The organism is Rickettsia endosymbiont of Villa modesta (assembly GCF_964026485.1).
Classification (GTDB): Bacteria; Pseudomonadota; Alphaproteobacteria; order Rickettsiales; family Rickettsiaceae; genus Rickettsia; species Rickettsia asembonensis.
On the sequence record NZ_OZ032157.1, the window covers coordinates 549,410 to 571,140 of the forward strand.

Consider the following 21,731-nt stretch of genomic DNA (forward strand, 5'->3'; position numbering starts at 1 on the left):
ATGGGGCAGAATTTTTCTAAAAAATCCAGTAATGATTTAGTTAGTCGCATTGTTTTTACTATTCTCATTCTTATAGTATGTAGATTTGGGTCTTTTATACCTATACCCGGTATAGATTCAATTGCTTTAAGTAGTGTGGCTGAAAAGAATCAATCCGGAATACTCGGAATGTTCAACATGCTATCCGGAGGATCGCTAGGTAGAATGTCTATTTTTGCTTTAGCAATTATGCCGTATATTACCGCCTCAATTATTATCCAATTAATGTCAGTTGCATATAAACCTTTAGAAAATTTAAAAAAAGAAGGGGAAGTTGGTAAAAGAAAAGTAAATCAGCTATCGAGATATTTAACGGTTCTGCTTGCTTCTTTTCAGGCTTATGGAGTTGCTATAAGTTTAGAGTCGATTGTAACAAATACCGGTCCTGTAGTAATTTTAGCGGGTTTTTTCTTTAGGGTTACAACCGTAATTACTTTGGTTGTAGGCACTATGCTATTAATGTGGTTAGGAGAACAAATTACACAACGCGGAATAGGTAACGGTACATCTTTAATTATATTTATAGGTATAATTTCAGGAGTACCTAGTGCTATTATTAGTATGTTTGAATTATCAAGAAAAGGAGCATTATCGCCTTTAATAGCGTTAGCTGTTTGTATTGGAGTAGTTGTATTAATAGCTATAATTATATTTTTTGAAAAGGCCCAAAGAAAATTATTGGTACAGTATCCTAAAAGACAAGTAGGAAATAAAATTTATGGAGGAGAAGCAACGCATATGCCTCTTAAATTAAATACTTCTGGTGTAATACCTCCAATATTTGCTAGTTCAATTTTACTATTTCCTGCTACACTTGCTAATTTTTCTAATAGTAATTCAGAAACTATGGGCATGCTTACTTATTACTTAGGGCATGGAAAGCCCGTATATATTTTATTATATGTAGCATTAATTATGTTTTTTAGTTTTTTTTATACTGCAATAGTATTTAATTCTGAAGAAACTGCTAATAATTTAAGAAAATACGGTGCTTATATTCCGGGTAAAAGACCAGGGAAAAGTACGTCTGATTATTTTGATTATATACTTACAAGGCTTACGGTTATAGGTGGGATATATTTAAGTGTAATATGTGTAATTCCGGAGCTATTAATGAATAAGTATGTAATTTCTCTTTCTTTAGGAGGTACGAGTTTTTTAATTGTAGTGAACGTGGTACTTGATACTATGACTCAGATTCAAACTTACTTATTTAGTAGTAAGTATGAAGGTTTAATGAAGAAAGTAAAATTAAAAAATTAAAAATGAGCTTAAATAGTGATAGTAATTTTTTTAGGTCCTCCAGGAGCCGGAAAGGGAACACAAGGAAAAAAGATAGCTAAAAAAATTGATTTACCACATATAGCAATCGGTGATATATTTAGAACAATTATTAAAACATCAACTAGTGAAGCAGAGTTAATTAATAATTATGTTAAGCAAGGGGAGCTTATCCCTAATGAAATAGTTAATCAAGTAATTAAAAATTTTTTATTATCCTCTGAATATAAAAACGGCTATATATTAGATGGATATCCACGTAATTTAGAGCAAGCAAAATTCTTTGAATCATTTATTAAAGAAAAAATTAAAATAATATATTTTGATGTTCCAGATGAATTATTAATTAAAAGAGTTTTAGGAAGATATAGTTGTAAAAATTGCGGTAAAATATATAATGATTACTTCTTGCAGCCTAAAACTGATAATGTATGCGACGTTTGCGGTTCAAGTACATTTGACTATAGAAAAGACGATAATGAAGAAGTAATAAAAAAAAGAATTGAAGTATATAAAACAGAAACATATCCATTAATAGATTATTATAAAAATAGTGGTAATTTTTATATAGTTAATGGAAGTAAAAATGAACAAGAAATAGAAATTGATATACAGAAAATACTAAAAATAAATTGACTTTATCAAAGATTTTTATATTATTTCCTAGTTACCAGTAAAATTTTGGAGATTATTTGTGGCAAGAATTGCAAGTGTTAATATTCCCGATAATAAACGTTTAGTTGTGAGTTTAACTTATATTTACGGTCTTGGGTCTACTATGGCAGCAGAGATCTGTAATAAAGCAAAAATATCGAAAGATAAAAAAGTTAAAGAACTTACGGATCAAGAGTTAATAAGCTTACGTAATATTATTGAAAGTGAGTATAAAGTTGAGGGTGATTTAAGACGAGAAGTTACGCTTAACATTAAGAAGAAGAAAGATATAAGATGTTATCAAGGGCTTAGACATATACGTAAGTTGCCGGTGAGAGGACAGAACACGCATTCTAATGCTCGAACTAGAAAAGGTAAAGCTATTGCGATAGCCGGAAAGAAAAAAGCTGTAAAATAATAGTTTAAGTATAGAGTATAAATAATGAATCAGACGGTTAAAGTTAAGAAAAAGAAAAAAACTATCACTCTTGGTATTGTGCATATCCGAGCATCATTTAATAATACTATAGTAACATTTACTGATATCCAAGGTAATACTATTTCTTCTGCATCGGCAGGAGGTAATGGGTTTAAAGGGGCAAGAAAAGCAACACCTTATGCAGCTCAAGTAACAATTGATAGAGCATCGGAGAAAGCAAAAGAATATGGTCTAAAAACTATTTCTATTAGGATTGGAGGACCGGGAGCTCAGCGTGAATCAGCAATGAGAGCTTTATTCGGGCAAAATTTTGTGGTTACATCAATTTTAGATGTATCGTCAATTGCTCATAATGGAGTAAGACCGCCAAAAAGAAGAAGAGTATAAGGGAATCATAGGTATTAAATGTTATCGTTAAGTAAAAATTGGAATACTTTAATAAAGCCGAATAAAGTCGCTTATGAAAATTTTCCGGAAACCAATAATAAAGCTAAAATTGTAGTTGAACCTTTAGAAAGAGGTTTTGGTTTAACACTCGGTAATGCTATGAGAAGAGTATTACTTTCTTCTTTACAAGGAGCAGCTATCACTTCTATAAAGATCCCTGCTATAGAACACGAATTTTCTTCTATACCCGGTGTAAAAGAAGATGTATCGGAAGTGATTTTAAACATTAAAGGTATTGAAGTAAAAATGCATGTTGCGGAAAAACGTATCATGAAATTAAAGGCAACAGGACCTTGTGTTATAACGGCCGGTATGATTGAAACAGGTCATGATGTGGAAATACTGAATCCGGATCATGTAATTTGTAATCTAGCTAAGAATAAGCAGCTAGAAATGGAATTAACTTGTAAGGTTGGTAAAGGATATGTACTTAGCACAAATAGCTATGAGGATAATTTACCTATTGGTGAAATAGCTATAGATGCTTTATTTAATCCGGTAAAGAGTGTTACTTATAAGGTAGAAAATACTAGGGTAGGTCAGGTTACCGACTATGATAAATTAATTATGTTTGTAGAAACTAACGGTGATTTATTACCTGAAATGGCTGTAGGTTTAGCTGCACGTATTCTACAAGAGCAATTACAATTATTTATTTCTTTTGAAGAACAGGAAGAAGATAAGCAAGTTAAAACTGATGCTTTACCGTTTTCACCCTATTTACTTAAGAGAGTTGATGAATTAGAATTATCGGTTAGATCGGCAAATTGTTTGAAAAATGATAATATAATATATATAGGGGATCTAGTAAAAAGAACGGAATCCGATATGCTGAGAACTCCAAATTTCGGTAGAAAATCTTTAAATGAGATTAAAGAAATATTGGCAAAATTTAATTTAAGATTCGGTATGGATGTACCGGATTGGCCACCGGAAAATATTCAAGAATTATCTAAACGTTATGAAGATTCTTATAATTAAGGACTAATAAAAATGCGACATAAAATTAAAGGTAGAAAGTTAAATGTAACAAGCAGCCATAGGCAAGCAATGCTTGCTAATATGGCTGTAGCACTTGTAACCCATGAACAAATTAAAACTACTTTACCAAAAGCTAAGGAATTAAGACCTTACATTGAAACTCTAATTACTAAAGCTAAAAAAGCTGATTTAACGGTAAGAAGAAGCGTTTTATCAAAAATAAAAGATAAAAAAGCAGTAGAAAAGCTTATAGATATTTTAGGTACCAGATATAAAGATAGACCTGGCGGTTACACTAGAATAATAAAAGCCGGATTCCGTTATGGTGATTTAGCACCGATAGCATATATTGAATTTGTAGATAGAGATATTAATGCTAAAGGAAATATACAGCAAGATGCTAATGAAGAAATTAAAAATTAAAATATAAGGGACTCGGTAATGGCTAATCATTCTTCAGCAAGAAAAGCTGCCAGACAAACAGTAAAAAGAACTCTAATCAATAAAAAAAGATCTAGTGCAATAAAAACTTTTGTAAAGAAAGTTGTACATGAAATCAGTCTTGGTAATAAAGAAAATGCTAACTTAGCTTTATCTGTTGCTCAGTCTAAGATAATGCAAGGTGTGAAAAAAAATATAATTAAATTAAATACCGCCTCAAGAAAAATCAGCAGGTTATCAAAACAAATAAAAAGTTTGAACGAAAGTAAATAACACTTTATAGGTAATTTAAAAGCAAGAGCTAATAAAATTTTGCTAAATTACTTATATATACTTCTTATTAATTATAAATAATGTTATTTTACTAATTAATAAAAAATATGGGCGATTAGCTCAGCTGGTAGAGTATCTCGTTTACACCGAGAGTGTCGGCGGTTCGAGTCCGTCATCGCCCACCAATCGAAATTTTTTAGTATTTCAACGAAAACATCAAACAATCCATGAGCCTTAAACTCAAGCTTTTCAGTTTTAAATGTTACAATAGTTAAACCTATCAAGAAAAACAGTATCTTTGTGAAATGGCATTTCTAACTAAGTATGTATTAGTTAATAGTTTAATGCCATTGCAAGAAAATTACAAAGTAATTGACGAAATAATCCAGTAAAAAAATACTAAATTTTAGCATTTTTTATTACTTTTTCTAAATTTCTACGTTCTTTACAGTTATAGTTTTTTGTCGCGTAGATCAGGAGGCACGCTTAGTGTCATACAATAGACCTCTTCAAAAACTCTACTTCTAGAGGTAATTTGTACGTCGATCCTTACCACTGATCCTCACATACTAGTATGTACGCCCGCTCCGGTTCAAAGTGAAGTGTCTCTTTGCAAATTCCTCTCTAAATCCTCATTTCCGAAGAAGTCTAATAAAGTTTACGTAATTCCGTTGACAAGAAGAAAACTAGAAGAGATTGTCTCATTTAGAGATTGATATAGCTAGGGTTAAATAAAAATGGTATGCTATTAATTGGTCATCCCCTGGCTTGACCATGGGATCCAAAACTTTTTAAGGTTTTCTGGATACCGGGAACAAGTTCCAGTATGACAGTTTATATCTTTTTTATCTCACTTTAGTCGTAGTTACGTATTTCATTATATATACTTCTTTAACTTGAAAAGTTGGAAAATGAATATTTAGATGAGCGAATAATCAATGTTCTTATGGATAATTAATATCTAATACTACCAATTCTTCAGGTAAAAGAAGTATACCTCTAGTAAATGAAAAATTGTCAAAGAAGTCAGCAAGTGTTATTAAGTAAGAATGGATTTATAGAAAATTAACATCAGTAGAAAAAGAAGAATTAAAGCTTTACCATAGAAGCGAAAGGGATAAGAGGATTTGTGATAGAATCAAAGCTGTTTTCATGTATGATGATAGCTATAGTATTGATGAGATATCGAAAGTGTTATTACTGAGTGATGGGGAGGGATAAGAAAACATTTAATAGATTATCATAATGCTCAGAAGCTTAAGCCTGGAAATGGCGGTAGTGATAGTAACCTTACTAGACAGGAGGAAGCAGAGTTAATAGTTCATCTAGAAAATAATAATTATGTGTATGCTAGAGATATAGGTTTGTTCATAGAACGTCAATATGGAGTAATCTATACATTAGCTGGGGTAATCAAGCTGTTACACAGACTTGGTTTTAGTTATCAGAAACCTAAGTTAATTCCTGGAAAAATAGATTTAGCTAAGCAAGAGGAATTTAAGCTGCAATATAGTTTGCTAAAAAATAATTTAGCTAAAGATGAGTCTATTTATTTTATGGATAGTGTTCATCCTCAATACCAAACTCGAGCAAGATTTGGTTGGATTAGAAAGAATGTAGTTAAAACATTACCAAGTTTCAGTGGTTGGAAGCGTAAACATATTATTGGTGCTATTAATCTTAAGGATTTAGAGGTAGTAACAACTGACAATCCTAAGGTTAATGGTGATTATATTATTGAATTTTTAAAGAAATTAGAAGCAAATAATCAAGATAAAAGTAAGATTTATTTGATATGCGATAATGCTGGATATCATAGGTCAAAAAAGGTAAAAGAATATCTACAATACAGTAAAATAGGGTTACTATTTTTGCCAGCATATAGTCCTAATTTGAATCCAATTGAACGACTGTGGAAATTTATGCATTCTGTTGTAAGTAACAATAAATTTTATGCGAATTTTGAGACATTTACTGATTCTATACGAATATTTTTTGAAAATATTGAAAACGCCAGTTTAGGATAAGAAGAGTTTAAGATTATCGAAAAAAGAGTTTAAAATATTAGTTTTAGTAATATTAAAAGCATTAACACAAGCTAGAATATGAACTAAAAAATTAGTAGGTGATCGATGCCTTGAGTGTTCAAGATTCATATTATTTTTTAGGACATTAAATACTGACTCAACCAACGACCTTTTTCTAAGCTGTATTTTATCTTCCATTTCCAATAAATGATTCTTCATATCTTTTCTAATTCCTGTAAATAAGCGTAATCCACGACCTAATAATTTAGTAAATATTTCCTTAGAAATATATCCCTTATCACCAAAGAGTTTACCTTGTAATCCATCAGTTATATCGTCTGCTACCGATAAATCACTATTATTTGCTTTGGTAATTTTGATCGCCATAATCGCTCCCTTATTGTTAATTACTATATGCAACTTAAACCCCATAAACCATCCATAACTACTCATCCCTATTTTAGCTATATACTTCTTTAACTTGAAAAGTTGGAAAATGAATATTTAGATGAGCGAATAATCAATGTTCTTATGGATAATTAATATCTAATACTACCAATTCTTCAGGTAAAAGAAGTATACCACTAAATACTTTATTGCTATTTGTACGTTTTGTATGACATATCGATAATTTAGTTGAATCTATGCAATAAATTCCTGTTTCCTCTCCTCTAAATAGTTGCAACATTATAACCAAGCGGTAGAATTAATCTTGACCATAATTGTATTATTCGACTATAACTTGGTAATTTAAAATAACCTCTATATTTATATGATAAGTGATATAAATAATAATTCTTAAAATCTTTGCACGGCGATATATAAAAATATAATACGATAGTTAAAAGCTCTGAAAGGCTTAAATTCCCTTCTCTCCGGCGTTTTCTATCTGTTGGTATTAATTTTTGCTTCTCCCATTCTTCATATATTTCACAAAAATTGTCTAGTATCTAAAATAAAGTTGTGATATATTTTTTCATTGTTGGGTTCTTGTTTTTTTGTTGAAAAACTTCAGTAACCCAACACTCTTAACTTGTAAATACTTTATTCTTATTCCATGCTTCTCTTCTTCCTTATCCTAAATTCGCGTTATATGAGCGAGGTATTTACCTTTGTAGATGCCTCTCATTTGATCTCAAAAGCTAGTCTTTGGACGGAACGTGATGAGTTGAGGAAGCAAAAATATGACAAGCTAAATAATGAGACTTTGCCCAAAGTTGCGAATGATAAACAAGCTAAAATTGGTTGTAAAGGAGGTAATAAGTTTTGGTATGGTTATAAAAAACATGTTAGCGTTGATATCCAATCAGGGATTATTAATAAGGTTGCAGTTACCTCTGCAAATGTTACTGATAGCAAAGGTTTTAAACACGTTATGCCACGCTCCGGTGCTGCATATGTAGATAAAGCATATTGTACAAAGTCTACCAAAGATACAGCAACTAGGCAAGAAGTGCATCTTTGTGCTGTAAAGAAAAATAACATAAAAGATAAAAATTTTGACCTTGATAGATATTATACAAAAATTAGAGCACCTTTTGAAAGAGTATTCTCACAAGATAATAAACGTGTCAGATATATTGGTATTGCCAAAAATCAATTCTCGGAATTTATGAATGCTATATGTTTTAATTTGAAACGCTTAACCGTTTTAACGGCTAGCTAATATTATAATGGATAACGCATAGATAATAACAAAATCTCCACTGATTTTTACTAATTTTGTATATATACTTCTTTTACCTGAAGAATTGGTAGTATTAGATATTAATTATCCATAAGAACATTGATTATTCGCTCATCTAAATATTCATTTTCCAACTTTTCAAGTTAAAGAATATACTGAAAATTATCTTAATTTTAAACACTATTTCTTCCAAAAAAATATCCTTCCTATAATTCTCTACTTAATTTCTTATCTCTCAACACTTCCATAAAATAAAATTAATTATAATTTGTTTACTTTGTATTAATATGACTGTATAAGCAGATTGTTTTGCTTATGCTGCTATTGCAGCCTTGGGGCTTCCAAATAAGTCTCTACTTCCTCATCCTGAAAGCGATAAAGAATTTATACCTACTTTATCAAATAAGCAAGCTGAGTGGCTTGAAACAGACGGAATAAAAAAATTAACGGATGGAATTTTGTTAAAGCAGGAAATCGTGATGATAGTTTTATTCAAGCACAAAAATTTGCTAATCAAGGATATTTTGTTGTATCCGTATATAAAAATGCTAACCCAAAAAGAGCAGGACATATTGCCGTTGTAGTACCGAGTAGTAAGGATATAGAGAAAATAAAAAATGAAGGACCGGACACGGCTCAAGCCGGTAATATTAATTTTTCCTGTAGCTCTTTGAAAAAGGGTTTTAGGAATAAAAAAGATGCCTTTAAAAACAACGAAATAAAATTTGATTATTATAAAATATAACAGATATCAGTAAGGTAACTGGACCGTTTTTATTCTATGTCATTCCCGTTTTTGGGCGTTGTTACATTGATACCGAATCGTCATTGCGAGCGACTGAAGGCGTTGTTGCATGGCTCATTTATGTCATTCTTAGCAACGGCGGGAATCCAGTTCTTTGTCATACCGCGACTTGATCGCGGTATCTAATTTATTATTTTTAGATCCCGTGGTCAAGCCACGGGATGACATCCCAAAGCCTTGGATTCCCGCCTACGCGGGAATGACATAGAGCCGGTTTTTTGAGCCATGCAACAACGTCGGTCAAGCTACGGGATGACATCTCTCTTAAGTTGACACTCATGTGTCTTCGCAGGGATAACATCTAGGGCTTTTCAAAAACTGTCCGGTAAATATGACAGCATAGGCAAACCTTACAAAGTTTGAGTAAATATCTTATCGGTTGAAGAAAATTATCTTTCATGCTGTTTTGAACTATCTTTATAGGTATACCTCTAGTGAATGAAAAATTGTCAAAGAAGTCAGCAAGTGTTATTAAGTAAGAATGGATTTATAGAAAATTAACATCAGTAGAAAAAGAAGAATTAAAGCTTTACCATAGAAGCGAAAGGGATAAGAGGATTTGTGATAGAATCAAAGCTGTTTTCATGTATGATGATAGCTATAGTATTGATGAGATATCGAAAGTGTTATTACTGAGTGATGGGGAGGGATAAGAAAACATTTAATAGATTATCATAATGCTCAGAAGCTTAAGCCTGGAAATGGCGGTAGTGATAGTAACCTTACTAGACAGGAGGAAGCAGAGTTAATAGTTCATCTAGAAAATAATAATTATGTGTATGCTAGAGATATAGGTTTGTTCATAGAACGTCAATATGGAGTAATCTATACATTAGCTGGGGTAATCAAGCTATTACACAGACTTGGTTTTAGTTATCAGAAACCTAAGTTAATTCCTGGAAAAATAGATTTAGCTAAGCAAGAGGAATTTAAGCTGCAATATAGTTTGCTAAAAAATAATTTAGCTAAAGATGAGTCTATTTATTTTATGGATAGTGTTCATCCTCAATACCAAACTCGAGCAAGATTTGGTTGGATTAGAAAGAATGTAGTTAAAACATTACCAAGTTTCAGTGGTTGGAAGCGTAAACATATTATTGGTGCTATTAATCTTAAGGATTTAGAGGTAGTAACAACTGACAATCCTAAGGTTAATGGTGATTATATTATTGAATTTTTAAAGGAATTAGAAGCAAATAATCAAGATAAAAGTAAGATTTATTTGATATGCGATAATGCTGGATATCATAGGTCAAAAAAGGTAAAAGAATATCTACAATACAGTAAAATAGAGTTACTATTTTTGCCAGCATATAGTCCTAATTTGAATCCAATTGAACGACTGTGGAAATTTATGCATTCTGTTGTAAGTAACAATAAATTTTATGCGAATTTTGAGACATTTACTGATTCTATACACGCGAATTTAGGATAAGGAAGAAGAGAAGCATGGAATAAGAATAAAGTATTTACAAGTTAAGAGTGTTGGGTTACTGAAGTTTTTCAACAAAAAAACAAGAACCCAACAATGAAAAAATGTATCACAACTTTATTTTAGATACTAGACAATTTTTGTGAAATATATGAAGAATGGGAGAAGCAAAAATTAATACCAACAGATAGAAAACGCCGGAGAGAAGGGAATTTAAGCCTTTCAGAGCTTTTAACTATCGTATTATATTTTTATATATCGCCGTGCAAAGATTTTAAGAATTATTATTTATATCACTTATCATATAAATATAGAGGTTATTTTAAATTACCAAGTTATAGTCGAATAATACAATTATGGTCAAGATTAATTCTACCGCTTGGTTATAATGTTGCAACTATTTAGAGGAGAGGAAACAGGAATTTATTGCATAGATTCAACTAAATTATCGATATGTTATACAAAACGTACAAATAGCAATAAAGTATTTAGTGGTATACTTCTTTTACCTGAAGAATTGGTAGTATTAGATATTAATTATCCATAAGAACATTGATTATTCGCTCATCTAAATATTCATTTTCCAACTTTTCAAGTTAAAGAAGTATATAATCACCATTAACCTTAGGATTGTCAGTTGTTACTACCTCTAAATCCTTAAGATTAATAGCACCAATAATATGTTTACGCTTCCAACCACTGAAACTTGGTAATGTTTTAACTACATTCTTTCTAATCCAACCAAATCTTGCTCGAGTTTGGTATTGAGGATGAACACTATCCATAAAATAAATAGACTCATCTTTAGCTAAATTATTTTTTAGCAAACTATATTGCAGCTTAAATTCCTCTTGCTTAGCTAAATCTATTTTTCCAGGCATTAACTTAGGTTTCTGATAACTAAAACCAAGTCTGTGTAACAGCTTGATTACCCCAGCTAATGTATAGATTACTCCATATTGACGTTCTATGAACAAACCTATATCTCTAGCATACACATAATTATTATTTTCTAGATGAACTATTAACTCTGCTTCCTCCTGTCTAGTAAGTTTACTATCACTACCGCCATTTCCAGGCTTAAGCTTCTGAGCATTATGATAATCTATTAAATGTTTTCTTATCCCTCCCCATCACTCAGTAATAACACTTTCGATATCTCATCAATACTATAGCTATCATCATACATGAAAACAGCTTTGATTCTATCACAAATCCTCTTATCCCTTTCGCTGCTATGGTAAAGCTTTAATTCTTCTTTTTCTACTGATGTTAATTTTCTATAAATCCATTCTTACTTAATAACACTTGCTGACTTCTTTGACAATTTTTCATTTACTAGAGGTATATATATTTAAAATTAGCTTTTTTACATAATTTAGAAATCTCAGTGATTTGAGTTAATTGATACGATACATCACTATGTAAGTTATCTTTTTCCCATCCTTTAACATTATAGTTAGCACCGTGTTTAAGTAAATATTTTACTACTGTGACTTGTCCATGCTCTGATGCAAGCATTAAAGGTGATGCATCTTTATTGCCGTTATAATCTTTGCCCCTGCATCTAATAATGTTTTTACCGCATTTAAATTACCGGATATTATTGCTATTTCTAATGCTGCATCTGAATTAGCATTTTTAGATAAAAGATACTTTGCAATTTCTTTTCTATTTTTTAAATTTGCGGTACTTAACGGTGTGTTAAAACGATATTCAGTATTAACATCAAAACCGTATATATCGACGAATTTTTTAATTACTTCAAGATTATTTTCATTTATTGCTTTAAAAAAGACTTGCTTATGAAGATCGTTTACATTTTGACCAGCTTGTGTTGCTTCTTGTGGGGTTGTATTTAAATAAGTTGCTCCTTTTATTAAAAGATAACATGTAATATCTGTTTTATAAGGTTCTGCTAAGCCAGCAGCAAGTCTTAATGGGTTAAAACCAAAATTACTAAAATTGACATCCGCTTCTTGTTTTTCTACAAAATACTTTACTAGTGTTAAACTTTGGTTTTGTATTGCTTGTATTAGGCTTGAATTAGGTTCAAACGTAAGATTATTAAGTAAATATTCAGCTTGTTCTTTATTGTTTTTAAGTGCAAATTCTAATGCTTTGTATTTATTTGCACCTTGCGATATAAGGCCTTCTATGAGATTTATTTTATTTAAATTCGGGTCATCTAAACTAGCTACAATATTTAATGCTGTTCCTTCTAGAGGATGAAATGCATTAAAATATTGTTTTAAATATTCTAGAGTTATTACAATTTCTGTGTTTGTAGTTGCCGTGGTATTAGTTCCTAAACGGTTTTTAATCTTAGAACCTTTCCTCGGAGCTATGGAGGAGTTGTACATGATAATTTACGATCTCTTAACTTTAAGTTGTATTTGATGGTTCTCTAATTCTACTTTACTTACATAATCAGGCGTGAAATTTTTAGAAAACTCGCCTAAAGTTTGTTCTTTAATAAAGTCTCCATAATTATCAATTGTCTTAGATAAATCAAACTCGCTTATTATCTCAATTAAAATCCTGTCGGTTATAGAGAAATCAGCATCTTTTCGAGCCTGTTGTATGAAGCGTACAATGTCTCTTGCGTATCCTTCCTCTATTAACTCAGCTGTTAGTTCTAAATCAAGTATTAACAAGCTACTATTATTCTCAAAACTTGCTGCTCCTTTGATATGCACGTGCGGCTCTAAAACTAGCTTATATTCGTCACTATTTAAGATTTCACCGCATATAGCTAAACCGCCTGCGATAGCTTCCCACTCGCCTTTTTTAGAAGCGGCTATAATCTCTTTCATTTTAGCGGGAAGACGTTTACCAAGCATTGGGAAATTAATCGATAGTTTTTTGCTTGCGTAATTCTCTAGATCGTCGCGATAAATTACTGATTTAACATTAATTTCGTCTTTTATTAAATCTTCAAAGCTTTTTAGTTTATCATTATGTTTACTAATGATAGTTATAGTTGCAAGCGGTTGTCTTACTCGTATATTTTCAGTACTTCTAATAAACAGGCTATTACTACAAATATCAAGCACGTTATCCATAGTTGCAACTAGCTCGTGATTTATCTCAAAGTTTGAGAGATTAGGGTAGTTGCATAGGTGGACGGAAATAGACCCGTCATTGCGAGGCACTGATGGGGTGTCATCCCGTGGCTTGACCACGGGATCTTGTGCCACAGGCTTATCTCCTGAGATCCCGCGATCAAGTCGCGGGATGACATTTCTGTCCATTAGTCCCTTATATATCGCCTCCGAAATCATAGGCACTAATGCCGACATCGCAATAGCCATGGTCTCTAAACATGAATATAGAGTATTATGGGCATTTTGTTTATCTGCATCTTTTTCGCTTTTCCAAAATCTAGCTCGGCTTCGTCTTATATACCAGTTATTTAACACTTCAAAAAATTCTGAAACTGTATGATAAGCTGTTTGCGTATCGAAATTATCTAAACTCTCTTCAATTTTTTGTACGGCTATTTTAAGCTTAGATAATATATAAACATCAAGCACGTTTTTAGAGCTAAAATTAAGCTCACCTTTAAGCGAATCGGCATTAGCATACATCGTAAAGAAATGGTAAGCATTCCAGATAGGTTTGATGAATAGACGAAGCGTATCAAACACCATCTTACCGTCTTTATCGATTAATAGCTCCTGACCTTTAACAACGTTTGAAGATAGCATCGTAACTCTTAAAGCATCAGAGCCGTATTTATCAAATAATTCCAGCGGATCAGCGTAGTTATTAAGACGCTTTGAGAGCTTTTGACCGGTAGCGTCTAAAATCACGCCGTGGCATATACAATTTAAAAACGGCGGACGATCAAATAAAGCGGTAGATAGCACCATTAAAGTATAAAACCAACCACGTGTTTGAGCTGAATACTCAACTATAAAATCAGCCGGAAAATGATCCTCAAACCATTCTTTATTTTCAAAAGGGTAGTGGGCTTGCCCGTATGGCATTGAACCGCTTTCAAACCAGCAATCAAACACGTCTTCGATTCTACGCATCGTTGATTTACCGGTTGGATCATCAGGATTGACCCTAGTAAGTTCATCGATAAACGGACGATGTAAATCAGTAACTTTAACGCCGAAATCTTTCTCTAATTCCTCTATAGAACCGTAAACATCTATACGTGGATATTTTGGATCGTCTGATTTCCATACAGGCAGCGGCGTTCCCCAAAATCTATTACGGCTTATTGACCAATCACGGGCATTTTCAAGCCACTTACCGAATAAATTATCTTTAACATGATGTGGAATCCAATTTATTTGCTGATTAAGCTCTACCATTCTATCTTTAAATTGCGTTACCTTTACATACCATGAAGGAACAGCCTTATATATAAGAGGCGTATCTGTTCGCCAGCAATGAGGGTAATTGTGAATATACTGCTCGGTTTTAAGCCAGTTTCCTTGTTCTTTCAGTTTGATTATTATTTTGTCGTTTGCATCAAATACTTGTAAGCCCTCTAAATCAGGAATTTCTTTAGTGAATTTACCGCTATTATCAACAGGACAAACAAGTGAGATTCCTTTTGATTCGCAAAGTATTTGGTCATCTTCACCAAAGCCCGGAGCCATATGTACAACACCCGTGCCATCACCCTCAACCACGAAATCGCCTGCAAATATCTTAAAGCTGTTTGGATGATTCTTGAAATAGTCGAATAAAGGCTTATAGCTCAATCCTTGAAGCTCTGAGCCCTTAATTATCTCAAAATTTTCTTCACCGCTAAGCCCTAATTCTTTAGCATATTTAGAAACTGACGCGGCAGCTATTATATAACAAATATTTTCTTTAGGGACTAATGCATAATCGATATCACTACCGACTGCTAAAGCTAAATTTGACGGTAATGTCCAAGGTGTTGTCGTCCAAGCAAGTATACGGTATTCTTTATAATCACCGCCCTCTTCAATGTCATCCCCGCGTAGGCGGGGATCCATTTTTTCCTGGATTCCCGCTTTCGCGGGAATGACATCGGTTATGTTTTTAGGATGACATAGTACAAAACTCACCGTTACAGCTTTATCTGCTCGCTCACGATAAGAATTATCAAGTCTTGTTTCAAAATTAGAAAGCGGTGTTTCGCATGCCCAAGAATAAGGCATTACCCGCATAGATTCATACAATAACCCCTTATTATGTAACTCCTTAAATGCCCAAAGTACGGATTCCATAAAATTCTTATCCATCGTTTTATAAGAATTTTTAAAATCTACCCATCTTGCTTGACGAGTTACATATTCTTCCCAGTCGCTGGCATATTTCATTACCGAAGCTCTGCAATGGCTATTGAACTTCTCTATACCGAAATTAGTTATTGCAAGACGCCCTGAAATACCCAGCTCTTTCTCTGATTGCATTTCAGCAGGAAGACCGTGACAGTCCCAGCCAAAGCGACGCTCAACTTTTTTGCCTTTAACCGTTTGGTATCTAGCATATACGTCTTTAATAAAACCAGTAAGCAAGTGACCGTAATGCGGCAAACCGTTGGCAAAAGGTGGTCCGTCATAAAAAATAAATTCTGACTCTCCATTCCTATCATCAATAGATTTTTGGAATATATTATTGTCTTGCCAAAATTTTAGTATTTCTTGCTCTATAGCCGCAAAATCAGCATTTGAACTAACTTCAGGATAATATTTAGTATTTGTCATTATTTTAGAAATTATTATAATAGTTTGGTTTATAATAATAGATAATGACAAATAGATAAATACATAATTTGTACTAAACTATTTAATTTTTAAGGGACAAATGAAAACCAAGAAACCTTCTAATGCCAAAACTGTGTTATATCCTATTCTGGATGTAGGAGGAATATTTTCAAAATATAAGAAAAATAATGAGTTTTCTTTTGAAGAAATAAGAGATAAAGCTTGGATAGAAAATCTTAAAGATAATTATTGGGGGAAAGCAGCGGCAAATATTGAACAACAATCACCGTGGTTATCAGCAAAAGAATCAGAAGAGTTTTTTAAATGAAGTATTTAAGCTCTATAAAAATAAAATTAGCGAATCAAAAAAATATTGCAACTTAATTGTAAGCTAGCCCACGCTTTATCTGCTGTATATACTGGATAATGTTTTGATAGTGCAAGAGCAAGACAAGCTCTATCACCAAGTGATAATCCTAGTTGTTTAGTTTTGGTTATTAGCTCTCCGCTTAAAAAAGCCTGCTCCTCATCAAAAGGTAAAATTGTTGGAATGAGATTTTGTATTAGCTTATGTGTTCGCTCTCTTGTTAAACCTTTTCGGTCTATCAAGAATTTTACTACTTCTGCAATATTTACAGTACTCATTACAGCGTAAGGTAGTACTTCTATAATTTTTTCCTGTCCTTTTTCTTCAGCAAGTAAAGCTATCAAGGAAGAGCTATCTAGAATCACAGATTTATCATTATGAGAAGACATTATTAGACCATAAATTAAAACTTCGAATTTTCTTTATTTGCTTCTTGATATTTCTGCTTTAAAAATTCATCAACAAATGATTCTGATTTAGAACCATGTTGTTTAAACAATGCTTGAGCTTCCTTTACAGCCTCATGAAGAGTTACTAAATGTAGTTCATTATTAACTTTATTTATAATGAAAGAATCGCCTGCTTTAAGTTTCATAGCGTTTCTAATTTGATGAGGAATTAATAATCTACCGTTTTTATCAATGCTACTATGTAAAGCTTTCATAATTATATCACTTAATAAATTCTAAAATAGAATATTATATATAATATACATATAGTGTCAATTATTAATCATGGGTTTATTTTAAAGCTACCAAATAATTAATATTACACAAAAATATATTTTGCCCCATTAAATATATACCTACGTAAACATTCTAACTATGGGTATATTTGAAGGGTCGAGTAGTTTTTTCATCTGCGAGAAAGTTTTTACTATATTTTCTACGGAAGTCTCTATAAATTTATCGGTTTCAATATAATTCTCCGATTCGTCTTGTATGTAAAAAAGAATAGAGGAGACATAAACCGATAGCAATAAACCTCTTTTAGTATAATAGTTAAAATCAAGAGATTTATCGCCGGTATAATGCCAAATAGCATCACAACTACGGAATGCAACTTCAGTTTCTTGCATTGGGTTTAACGCAAAATAAGCGGCATTCTTACTATGAATAATAGGGAGTACGGTTTTGATCCTAATCTTTACCGCTAAAGATATTTGATCTCTTATTTTTGCCGGCTCTTCTATTGTCTTTAAGCTTTCTAGCATAATATTATCTAAGTAGCTTTCAAAGAATTCTATTATTTCAGATAAACCTTCCGGAAAAACTATTAAAGCATAACCTTTTGCAAAGCCGCATTTTTCTTCTGCTTCCTCAAGTAGTTTATTATTCCATTCATTAAACGGTAATAATTCTAATAAAGATTGCACGAAACTTATTTTTTTGATATGGTGTTCTTCTTTAATGCTCATATTTTTTAACCTTGACATATAACTTAATTATAGGGTATAGTTCAGTAAACCACAATATCTTTTAAGGAGAGTAATTTTAGTGATACTAGTAAATGTTCACGCCGGTAATTGTGACAATACGCTTAAGAATTTTAAGAAAAAGCTACAAAGAGAGCTTTATTTTCGTAAGATGAAAGAACAGCGTTATTATGAAACACCTTCAGCGAAGCGTGTTCGTAAAGCACAAGAAGCAGCGAGAAGACAGAGAAAATTTGCTCGTAAAAAAATGTTTGATGAATAAGATTTCAAACAATTTTAATACTAAATAAAAAGCTAGAAATATTAATATTTCTAGCTTTTTTGTTATGTAGATTTTTTCGTCAAATTACTTTGTAATTTTCCTTGCAACAAAGCCACGGGTGTTGCTCGCATGGCTCGATGTCATTCCCGCGGAAGTGGGAATCCATTACTTTAAAGCTTTTTAAAAGCTTAGGTTATCTCGCTTTTTTTGGGTTCTTGCTTCCGCAAGAATGACATTAAAGTATAAATATTCCCAATTAGCTTTTTTTATGTTATAAAGAATTGTTATAGCCATATCTATGCTTAGTTATATTAAACAAAATTTACGTTCTTATTTTTCTAGTAGAGTACTAATTTTTACTTTAGCAATAGCAGCTATTATTTTTGCCTGTGCTACTTTTTATGTGATATCTTTAGAATCAAAGAATTTTAGTACGATTATTGGATTTTTATTAGTTGATTTAGCAATTTTTTTAATTTTAGGCGTTTTACTAACTCAAAAATTTTTTACTCAAAATAGTAATAACGATAGTTCTAAATTACAAAATCGTATTGTAATTGCCTTTAGTTTAGTTGCAGCTATTCCAACTATAATTGTCTCAGTATTTTCTGTTTATTTTTTTAATCTTAGTGTTCAAGCTTGGTTTGATAAGAAGATTTCTACAGTTCTTGATCAATCCGTAATAGTTGCGGAATCTTATATTGCCGAGCATAAATTACAGCTAAAAGAAACGGCTCTAGCCGTTGCTGAAGATTTAAGCGATATGTATTATGATTTAATTCATAATCCCGCTTTATTTACTAAAACACTTAATACCGAAGCAGAGATGCGTTCGCTTGATGAAGCTATAGTTTTAAATAAATCTACTAATACTATAGTAGCTAATAGTTATTTGAGTTTTTCATTATCATTTGCAACTATTCCCGCACATTTAATTAAAAAAGCGGATTTAGGGGAACCGGTGGAAGTAAAATCCGATCCAACCAAAATAAGGATGCTGATTAAATTAAAAGAATATAATGATGTGTATTTATTAGTCGGTAGATTAGTAGATAATAAAATTATCGACCATGTAGATGCAACTAACGGAGCAGCTGCCGAGTATAATAGCCTTAAAAACGAAATAGATAATATACAGATTAAGTTCTCTATAATGTTTATCTTTATTGCCTTATTACTTCTTTTTGTAGCTATAAGTTTTGGGGTTATATTTACCGCTAAAATAGTAAAGCCTATTAAAAAATTAGTTACTGCAACTGACAAAGTTAAAGATGGTGATTTAACGGTACAAGTGCCTGAAAATGAAGTAGATAAAGACGAAATAGGTACGCTTTATGAGGCATTTAATAGAATGATTAAGCAGCTTGCCCGCCAGCAACGTGATTTAGTTATAGCACAGAGGGCTATGGCTTGGTCGGATGTTGCAAAAAAAGTAGCCCATGAAATCAAGAACCCGTTAACTCCTATTTTACTTGCTTCTGAAAGATTGCTTAAGAAATTTAGTCCTGAAATTAAGGAAAAGGCAGAATTTGAAAATTATTTAAAAATGATTATTCGTCATACTAACGATATTAAAAATATAGTGTCCGAATTTGTTCTTTTTGCACGTCTTCCTGCTCCTAAATTTACGAAAAGTGAATTAGTTTATTTAGTTAAGCATATTGTTGAAGCACGTAAATTACTTAATGATAATATTTTGTATAAATTTGAGTCTAACGTAGATCAATTTGATTTTATGTGTGATGCTACCCAAATAAATCAAGTTATGATCAATTTATTGAAAAACGCAGAAGAGTCAATAGAAGGGCGAGAATCCGGAAAAATAGAAGTTACTATAGATGCTAAAGACGATTTTATTAGCGTCATTGTAATTGATAACGGTAAGGGATTTCCGCCTGAGCTAATAGGCAAAGCTACCGAAAGCTATGTTACGACCAGTAGTAAAGGTATGGGGGTAGGGCTTGCTATAGTCAAGAGAATAGTCGAAGAACATTGCGGTGTTTTAGATATCGCAAACAGAGAAGAAGAGGGAGCAATAATCGATATAAAATTCGATTTAAAAGAGTTGGATTTGAAAGCCGGGCGTTCCGGAGGTTAGAATTATAGTATAGGACAATTCTTGAAAAACCCTGTATGCCATCACTAGCCCAGCATTATTGCATGAATCAATTCTACCGCTGTCATCCTGTTACTTGATCACTTAATAATAGGCAAAAAGTTATGAATATAGAAATTACAGAGCTTCTAGCAAAAGAACTTATTGCAGAACAATTCCCTAATTGGGCTAATTTATCAATTAAAGCGGTTGAATTTAGTGGTCACGATAATAGGACCTTTCATTTAGGCGATGAAATGTTGATTAGATTACCAAGTGCAGAAAAATATGTAGATGCGGTTTCAAAAGAACAAAAATGGTTACCAGTATTAGCACCTAATTTGTCATTTCATATCCCTAAGCCTTTAGCTTTAGGTAAACCTTCAAAAAATTATCCTTGGAATTGGTCAATATATAAATGGATTAAAGGAGAAAGTGCAAATAGCTTTGATGCTAGTAGCTTAAATTTATCTCTAATTGCTTCTGATTTAGCAAAATTTCTAAATGAATTACATAAGATTGATATAACTGATGGACCTATTCCAGGTACTCATAATTTTTGGCGTGGGGGTAATCTTGCAGTTTATAACCTTGAGACAAAATCAGCAATTAAAAACTTAAAAAATTTGGTTGATGTAGATAAAGCTCTATCTGTTTGGGAAAAAGCATTAAATTCTCAGTGGAATAAAAAACCTGTATGGATTCATGGTGATTTTGCAAGCGGTAATATTATTATAAAAAATGGCAAACTTGATGCAGTAATTGATTTTGGAGGTATGAGTGTTGGCGATCCTGCTTGTGATTTAGTAAAAATTTGGACTTTTCTTCAAAATGAAGCAAGAAAAGTTTTTAAAGAAAAGCTAGCCTTAGATGATGATACTTGGGATAGAGCAAGAGGCTGGGCTTTGTGGAAAGCTTTAATTGCTCCATTAGATGCTCTTTATGCTGTTAAGAATTTACAAATTATTCATGATATTTTATATGAGCATGAAAAGTTATGATTGAGATAGGTATTTATTAAATACTATATCAATGAGTAATAGATATCTGCACAGTATGTAATAAAGAATATTAGCATTAGTGGTGATTAGATTTTAACTAAAGTTTTGTAATGATTATAAGCTGCAAAAGAAGGATCTAAATTAGATATATAGAACAAAAATAAAAAAAATAAAATAATTTCAAAATTGTAGTTGACAGGGCTGATTATATTGCATATAACTACACCTATCCAAAGCGATAAATGAAAAAAAGTCGCAGCTGTTTTTAAAAGTAAATAATTAGATATAGATAGTGACAGTAAACATGTACATATCACAAAGGTGATAATTAAACCTGTCAATTTTTTAAAGTAAAACTGACAGAAT

General features: G+C 31.9%; 23 protein-coding genes, 1 tRNA gene and 3 pseudogenes. 17 read left to right on the forward strand and 10 right to left on the reverse strand.

Features of this window, described 5'->3' with window-relative positions; translation table 11 throughout:
- The 9 genes from secY (at window position 1) to AC5584_RS03140 (ending at window position 6,582) form a co-directional block, all read left to right on the forward strand.
- Window positions 1-1,302 carry a preprotein translocase subunit SecY gene (gene secY / locus AC5584_RS03100; RefSeq protein WP_499216802.1) on the forward strand — a complete coding sequence of 434 codons (1,302 nt, stop codon included), beginning with the start codon at window positions 1-3 and terminating at the stop codon, window positions 1,300-1,302.
- 15 nt (window positions 1,303-1,317) lie between these two features.
- Entirely contained in the window at window positions 1,318-1,956 is a 639-nt protein-coding gene (locus tag AC5584_RS03105) for an adenylate kinase (protein ID WP_499216803.1), read from the forward strand.
- A gap of 58 nt (window positions 1,957-2,014) precedes the next feature.
- The gene (rpsM, locus tag AC5584_RS03110) at window positions 2,015-2,392 is read left to right on the forward strand and encodes a 30S ribosomal protein S13 (protein ID WP_410526825.1); all 378 of its coding nucleotides are present in this window, start codon (window positions 2,015-2,017) and stop codon (window positions 2,390-2,392) included.
- 24 nt (window positions 2,393-2,416) lie between these two features.
- Entirely contained in the window at window positions 2,417-2,800 is a 384-nt protein-coding gene (gene rpsK, locus AC5584_RS03115; protein WP_499216804.1) for a 30S ribosomal protein S11, read from the forward strand.
- Window positions 2,801-2,818: 18 nt separating this feature from the next.
- Window positions 2,819-3,841 carry a DNA-directed RNA polymerase subunit alpha gene (locus AC5584_RS03120; RefSeq protein ID WP_040256091.1) on the forward strand — a complete coding sequence of 341 codons (1,023 nt, stop codon included), beginning with the start codon at window positions 2,819-2,821 and terminating at the stop codon, window positions 3,839-3,841.
- A 12-nt stretch (window positions 3,842-3,853) separates the two neighbouring features.
- Window positions 3,854-4,264, forward strand: coding sequence for a 50S ribosomal protein L17 (rplQ, locus tag AC5584_RS03125; RefSeq protein ID WP_499216805.1), 411 nt, complete (start codon window positions 3,854-3,856; stop codon window positions 4,262-4,264).
- An 18-nt stretch (window positions 4,265-4,282) separates the two neighbouring features.
- Complete coding sequence (gene rpsT / locus AC5584_RS03130) at window positions 4,283-4,555, forward strand: 30S ribosomal protein S20 (protein WP_499216806.1); 273 nt, start codon at window positions 4,283-4,285, stop codon at window positions 4,553-4,555.
- Window positions 4,556-4,664: 109 nt separating this feature from the next.
- Window positions 4,665-4,740, forward strand: a tRNA-Val gene (locus AC5584_RS03135).
- A 1,047-nt stretch (window positions 4,741-5,787) separates the two neighbouring features.
- Window positions 5,788-6,582, forward strand: coding sequence for an IS630 family transposase (locus tag AC5584_RS03140; RefSeq protein ID WP_499216930.1), 795 nt, complete (start codon window positions 5,788-5,790; stop codon window positions 6,580-6,582).
- Here the strand turns inward: AC5584_RS03140 and AC5584_RS03145 are convergent.
- Window positions 6,574-7,532: pseudogene (locus tag AC5584_RS03145) on the reverse strand (IS982 family transposase). The gene AC5584_RS03140 and the pseudogene AC5584_RS03145 sit on opposite strands and share 9 nt — an antisense overlap.
- A 143-nt stretch (window positions 7,533-7,675) precedes the next feature.
- On the opposite strand from AC5584_RS03145, the gene AC5584_RS03150 reads away from it, so the two are divergent.
- A complete protein-coding gene (locus tag AC5584_RS03150) occupies window positions 7,676-8,248 on the forward strand; it encodes a transposase (RefSeq protein WP_499216807.1) in 573 nt (190 codons plus the stop codon).
- Between the two features lie 895 nt (window positions 8,249-9,143).
- Here AC5584_RS03150 and AC5584_RS03155 read toward each other — a convergent pair.
- Window positions 9,144-9,242 carry a palindromic element RPE4 domain-containing protein gene (locus tag AC5584_RS03155; protein ID WP_499216808.1) on the reverse strand — a complete coding sequence of 33 codons (99 nt, stop codon included), beginning with the start codon at window positions 9,240-9,242 and terminating at the stop codon, window positions 9,144-9,146.
- On the reverse strand, window positions 9,211-9,333 hold the full coding sequence (locus AC5584_RS03160) for a hypothetical protein (protein ID WP_499216809.1): 123 nt from the start codon (window positions 9,331-9,333) through the stop codon (window positions 9,211-9,213). The genes AC5584_RS03155 and AC5584_RS03160 overlap by 32 nt, the downstream gene beginning before the upstream one ends.
- Window positions 9,334-9,738: 405 nt before the next feature.
- On the opposite strand from AC5584_RS03160, the gene AC5584_RS03165 reads away from it, so the two are divergent.
- Both AC5584_RS03165 and AC5584_RS03170 read left to right on the forward strand, forming a co-directional pair.
- Entirely contained in the window at window positions 9,739-10,509 is a 771-nt protein-coding gene (locus AC5584_RS03165) for an IS630 family transposase (protein WP_499216931.1), read from the forward strand.
- A gap of 123 nt (window positions 10,510-10,632) precedes the next feature.
- Window positions 10,633-10,999 (forward strand): annotated as a pseudogene (locus AC5584_RS03170) (transposase family protein); the annotation flags it as partial.
- Between the two features lie 103 nt (window positions 11,000-11,102).
- Here AC5584_RS03170 and AC5584_RS03175 read toward each other — a convergent pair.
- The 4 genes from AC5584_RS03175 to ileS all read right to left on the reverse strand — a co-directional run bounded on the left by AC5584_RS03175 (window position 11,103) and on the right by ileS (window position 16,205).
- A complete protein-coding gene (locus AC5584_RS03175) occupies window positions 11,103-11,504 on the reverse strand; it encodes a winged helix-turn-helix domain-containing protein (RefSeq protein WP_499216810.1) in 402 nt (133 codons plus the stop codon).
- Window positions 11,505-11,844: 340 nt separating this feature from the next.
- Complete coding sequence (locus AC5584_RS03180; protein ID WP_499216811.1) at window positions 11,845-12,027, reverse strand: hypothetical protein; 183 nt, start codon at window positions 12,025-12,027, stop codon at window positions 11,845-11,847.
- Entirely contained in the window at window positions 12,027-12,869 is an 843-nt protein-coding gene (locus tag AC5584_RS03185; RefSeq protein WP_499216812.1) for an ankyrin repeat domain-containing protein, read from the reverse strand. The genes AC5584_RS03180 and AC5584_RS03185 overlap by 1 nt, the downstream gene beginning before the upstream one ends.
- 6 nt (window positions 12,870-12,875) lie before the next feature.
- Window positions 12,876-16,205, reverse strand: a complete 3,330-nt coding sequence (gene ileS, locus AC5584_RS03190) for an isoleucine--tRNA ligase (protein WP_499216932.1) — start codon at window positions 16,203-16,205, stop codon at window positions 12,876-12,878.
- 100 nt (window positions 16,206-16,305) lie between these two features.
- On the opposite strand from ileS, the gene AC5584_RS03195 reads away from it, so the two are divergent.
- Window positions 16,306-16,533 carry a hypothetical protein gene (locus AC5584_RS03195; protein WP_410527913.1) on the forward strand — a complete coding sequence of 76 codons (228 nt, stop codon included), beginning with the start codon at window positions 16,306-16,308 and terminating at the stop codon, window positions 16,531-16,533.
- 26 nt (window positions 16,534-16,559) lie between these two features.
- Here the strand turns inward: AC5584_RS03195 and AC5584_RS03200 are convergent, their stop codons facing one another.
- The 3 genes from AC5584_RS03200 to AC5584_RS03210 all read right to left on the reverse strand — a co-directional run bounded on the left by AC5584_RS03200 (window position 16,560) and on the right by AC5584_RS03210 (window position 17,989).
- Window positions 16,560-16,961 (reverse strand): type II toxin-antitoxin system VapC family toxin, encoded by a 402-nt coding sequence (locus tag AC5584_RS03200; RefSeq protein ID WP_499216813.1) that lies wholly within the window; start codon window positions 16,959-16,961, stop codon window positions 16,560-16,562.
- Between the two features lie 14 nt (window positions 16,962-16,975).
- A complete protein-coding gene (locus AC5584_RS03205; RefSeq protein WP_499216814.1) occupies window positions 16,976-17,236 on the reverse strand; it encodes an AbrB/MazE/SpoVT family DNA-binding domain-containing protein in 261 nt (86 codons plus the stop codon).
- A 141-nt stretch (window positions 17,237-17,377) separates the two neighbouring features.
- A complete protein-coding gene (locus AC5584_RS03210) occupies window positions 17,378-17,989 on the reverse strand; it encodes a COQ9 family protein (protein ID WP_499216815.1) in 612 nt (203 codons plus the stop codon).
- Between the two features lie 79 nt (window positions 17,990-18,068).
- On the opposite strand from AC5584_RS03210, the gene rpsU reads away from it, so the two are divergent.
- From rpsU to AC5584_RS03230, 4 genes and pseudogenes are all read left to right on the forward strand, one after another.
- Window positions 18,069-18,269 carry a 30S ribosomal protein S21 gene (gene rpsU, locus AC5584_RS03215; protein ID WP_012148483.1) on the forward strand — a complete coding sequence of 67 codons (201 nt, stop codon included), beginning with the start codon at window positions 18,069-18,071 and terminating at the stop codon, window positions 18,267-18,269.
- A gap of 298 nt (window positions 18,270-18,567) precedes the next feature.
- The gene (locus tag AC5584_RS03220; protein ID WP_499216816.1) at window positions 18,568-20,367 is read left to right on the forward strand and encodes a sensor histidine kinase NtrY-like; all 1,800 of its coding nucleotides are present in this window, start codon (window positions 18,568-18,570) and stop codon (window positions 20,365-20,367) included.
- 122 nt (window positions 20,368-20,489) lie between these two features.
- Window positions 20,490-20,633: pseudogene (locus AC5584_RS03225) on the forward strand (acetyltransferase); the annotation flags it as partial.
- Complete coding sequence (locus tag AC5584_RS03230) at window positions 20,622-21,365, forward strand: aminoglycoside phosphotransferase family protein (RefSeq protein WP_499216933.1); 744 nt, start codon at window positions 20,622-20,624, stop codon at window positions 21,363-21,365. The pseudogene AC5584_RS03225 and the gene AC5584_RS03230, both read left to right, overlap by 12 nt.
- Window positions 21,366-21,731: the final 366 nt, after the last annotated feature.

Excerpts from the sequence above, each read along its gene's own strand:
- secY (WP_499216802.1), top strand. The coding sequence starts at position 1 with ATGGGGCAGAATTTTTCTAAAAAATCCAGTAATGATTTAGTTAGTCGC.
- rpsK (WP_499216804.1), top strand. The coding sequence starts at position 2,417 with ATGAATCAGACGGTTAAAGTTAAGAAAAAGAAAAAAACTATCACTCTT.
- AC5584_RS03120 (WP_040256091.1), top strand. The coding sequence starts at position 2,819 with ATGTTATCGTTAAGTAAAAATTGGAATACTTTAATAAAGCCGAATAAA.
- rplQ (WP_499216805.1), top strand. The coding sequence starts at position 3,854 with ATGCGACATAAAATTAAAGGTAGAAAGTTAAATGTAACAAGCAGCCAT.
- rpsT (WP_499216806.1), top strand. The coding sequence starts at position 4,283 with ATGGCTAATCATTCTTCAGCAAGAAAAGCTGCCAGACAAACAGTAAAA.
- AC5584_RS03150 (WP_499216807.1), top strand. The coding sequence starts at position 7,676 with ATGAGCGAGGTATTTACCTTTGTAGATGCCTCTCATTTGATCTCAAAA.
- AC5584_RS03155 (WP_499216808.1), bottom strand. The coding sequence starts at position 9,242 with ATGTCATCCCGTGGCTTGACCACGGGATCTAAAAATAATAAATTAGAT.
- AC5584_RS03160 (WP_499216809.1), bottom strand. The coding sequence starts at position 9,333 with ATGTCATCCCGTAGCTTGACCGACGTTGTTGCATGGCTCAAAAAACCG.
- AC5584_RS03180 (WP_499216811.1), bottom strand. The coding sequence starts at position 12,027 with ATGCTTGCATCAGAGCATGGACAAGTCACAGTAGTAAAATATTTACTT.
- AC5584_RS03185 (WP_499216812.1), bottom strand. The coding sequence starts at position 12,869 with ATGTACAACTCCTCCATAGCTCCGAGGAAAGGTTCTAAGATTAAAAAC.
- ileS (WP_499216932.1), bottom strand. The coding sequence starts at position 16,205 with ATGACAAATACTAAATATTATCCTGAAGTTAGTTCAAATGCTGATTTT.
- AC5584_RS03195 (WP_410527913.1), top strand. The coding sequence starts at position 16,306 with ATGAAAACCAAGAAACCTTCTAATGCCAAAACTGTGTTATATCCTATT.
- AC5584_RS03200 (WP_499216813.1), bottom strand. The coding sequence starts at position 16,961 with ATGTCTTCTCATAATGATAAATCTGTGATTCTAGATAGCTCTTCCTTG.
- AC5584_RS03205 (WP_499216814.1), bottom strand. The coding sequence starts at position 17,236 with ATGAAAGCTTTACATAGTAGCATTGATAAAAACGGTAGATTATTAATT.
- AC5584_RS03210 (WP_499216815.1), bottom strand. The coding sequence starts at position 17,989 with ATGAGCATTAAAGAAGAACACCATATCAAAAAAATAAGTTTCGTGCAA.
- AC5584_RS03220 (WP_499216816.1), top strand. The coding sequence starts at position 18,568 with ATGCTTAGTTATATTAAACAAAATTTACGTTCTTATTTTTCTAGTAGA.
- AC5584_RS03230 (WP_499216933.1), top strand. The coding sequence starts at position 20,622 with ATGTTGATTAGATTACCAAGTGCAGAAAAATATGTAGATGCGGTTTCA.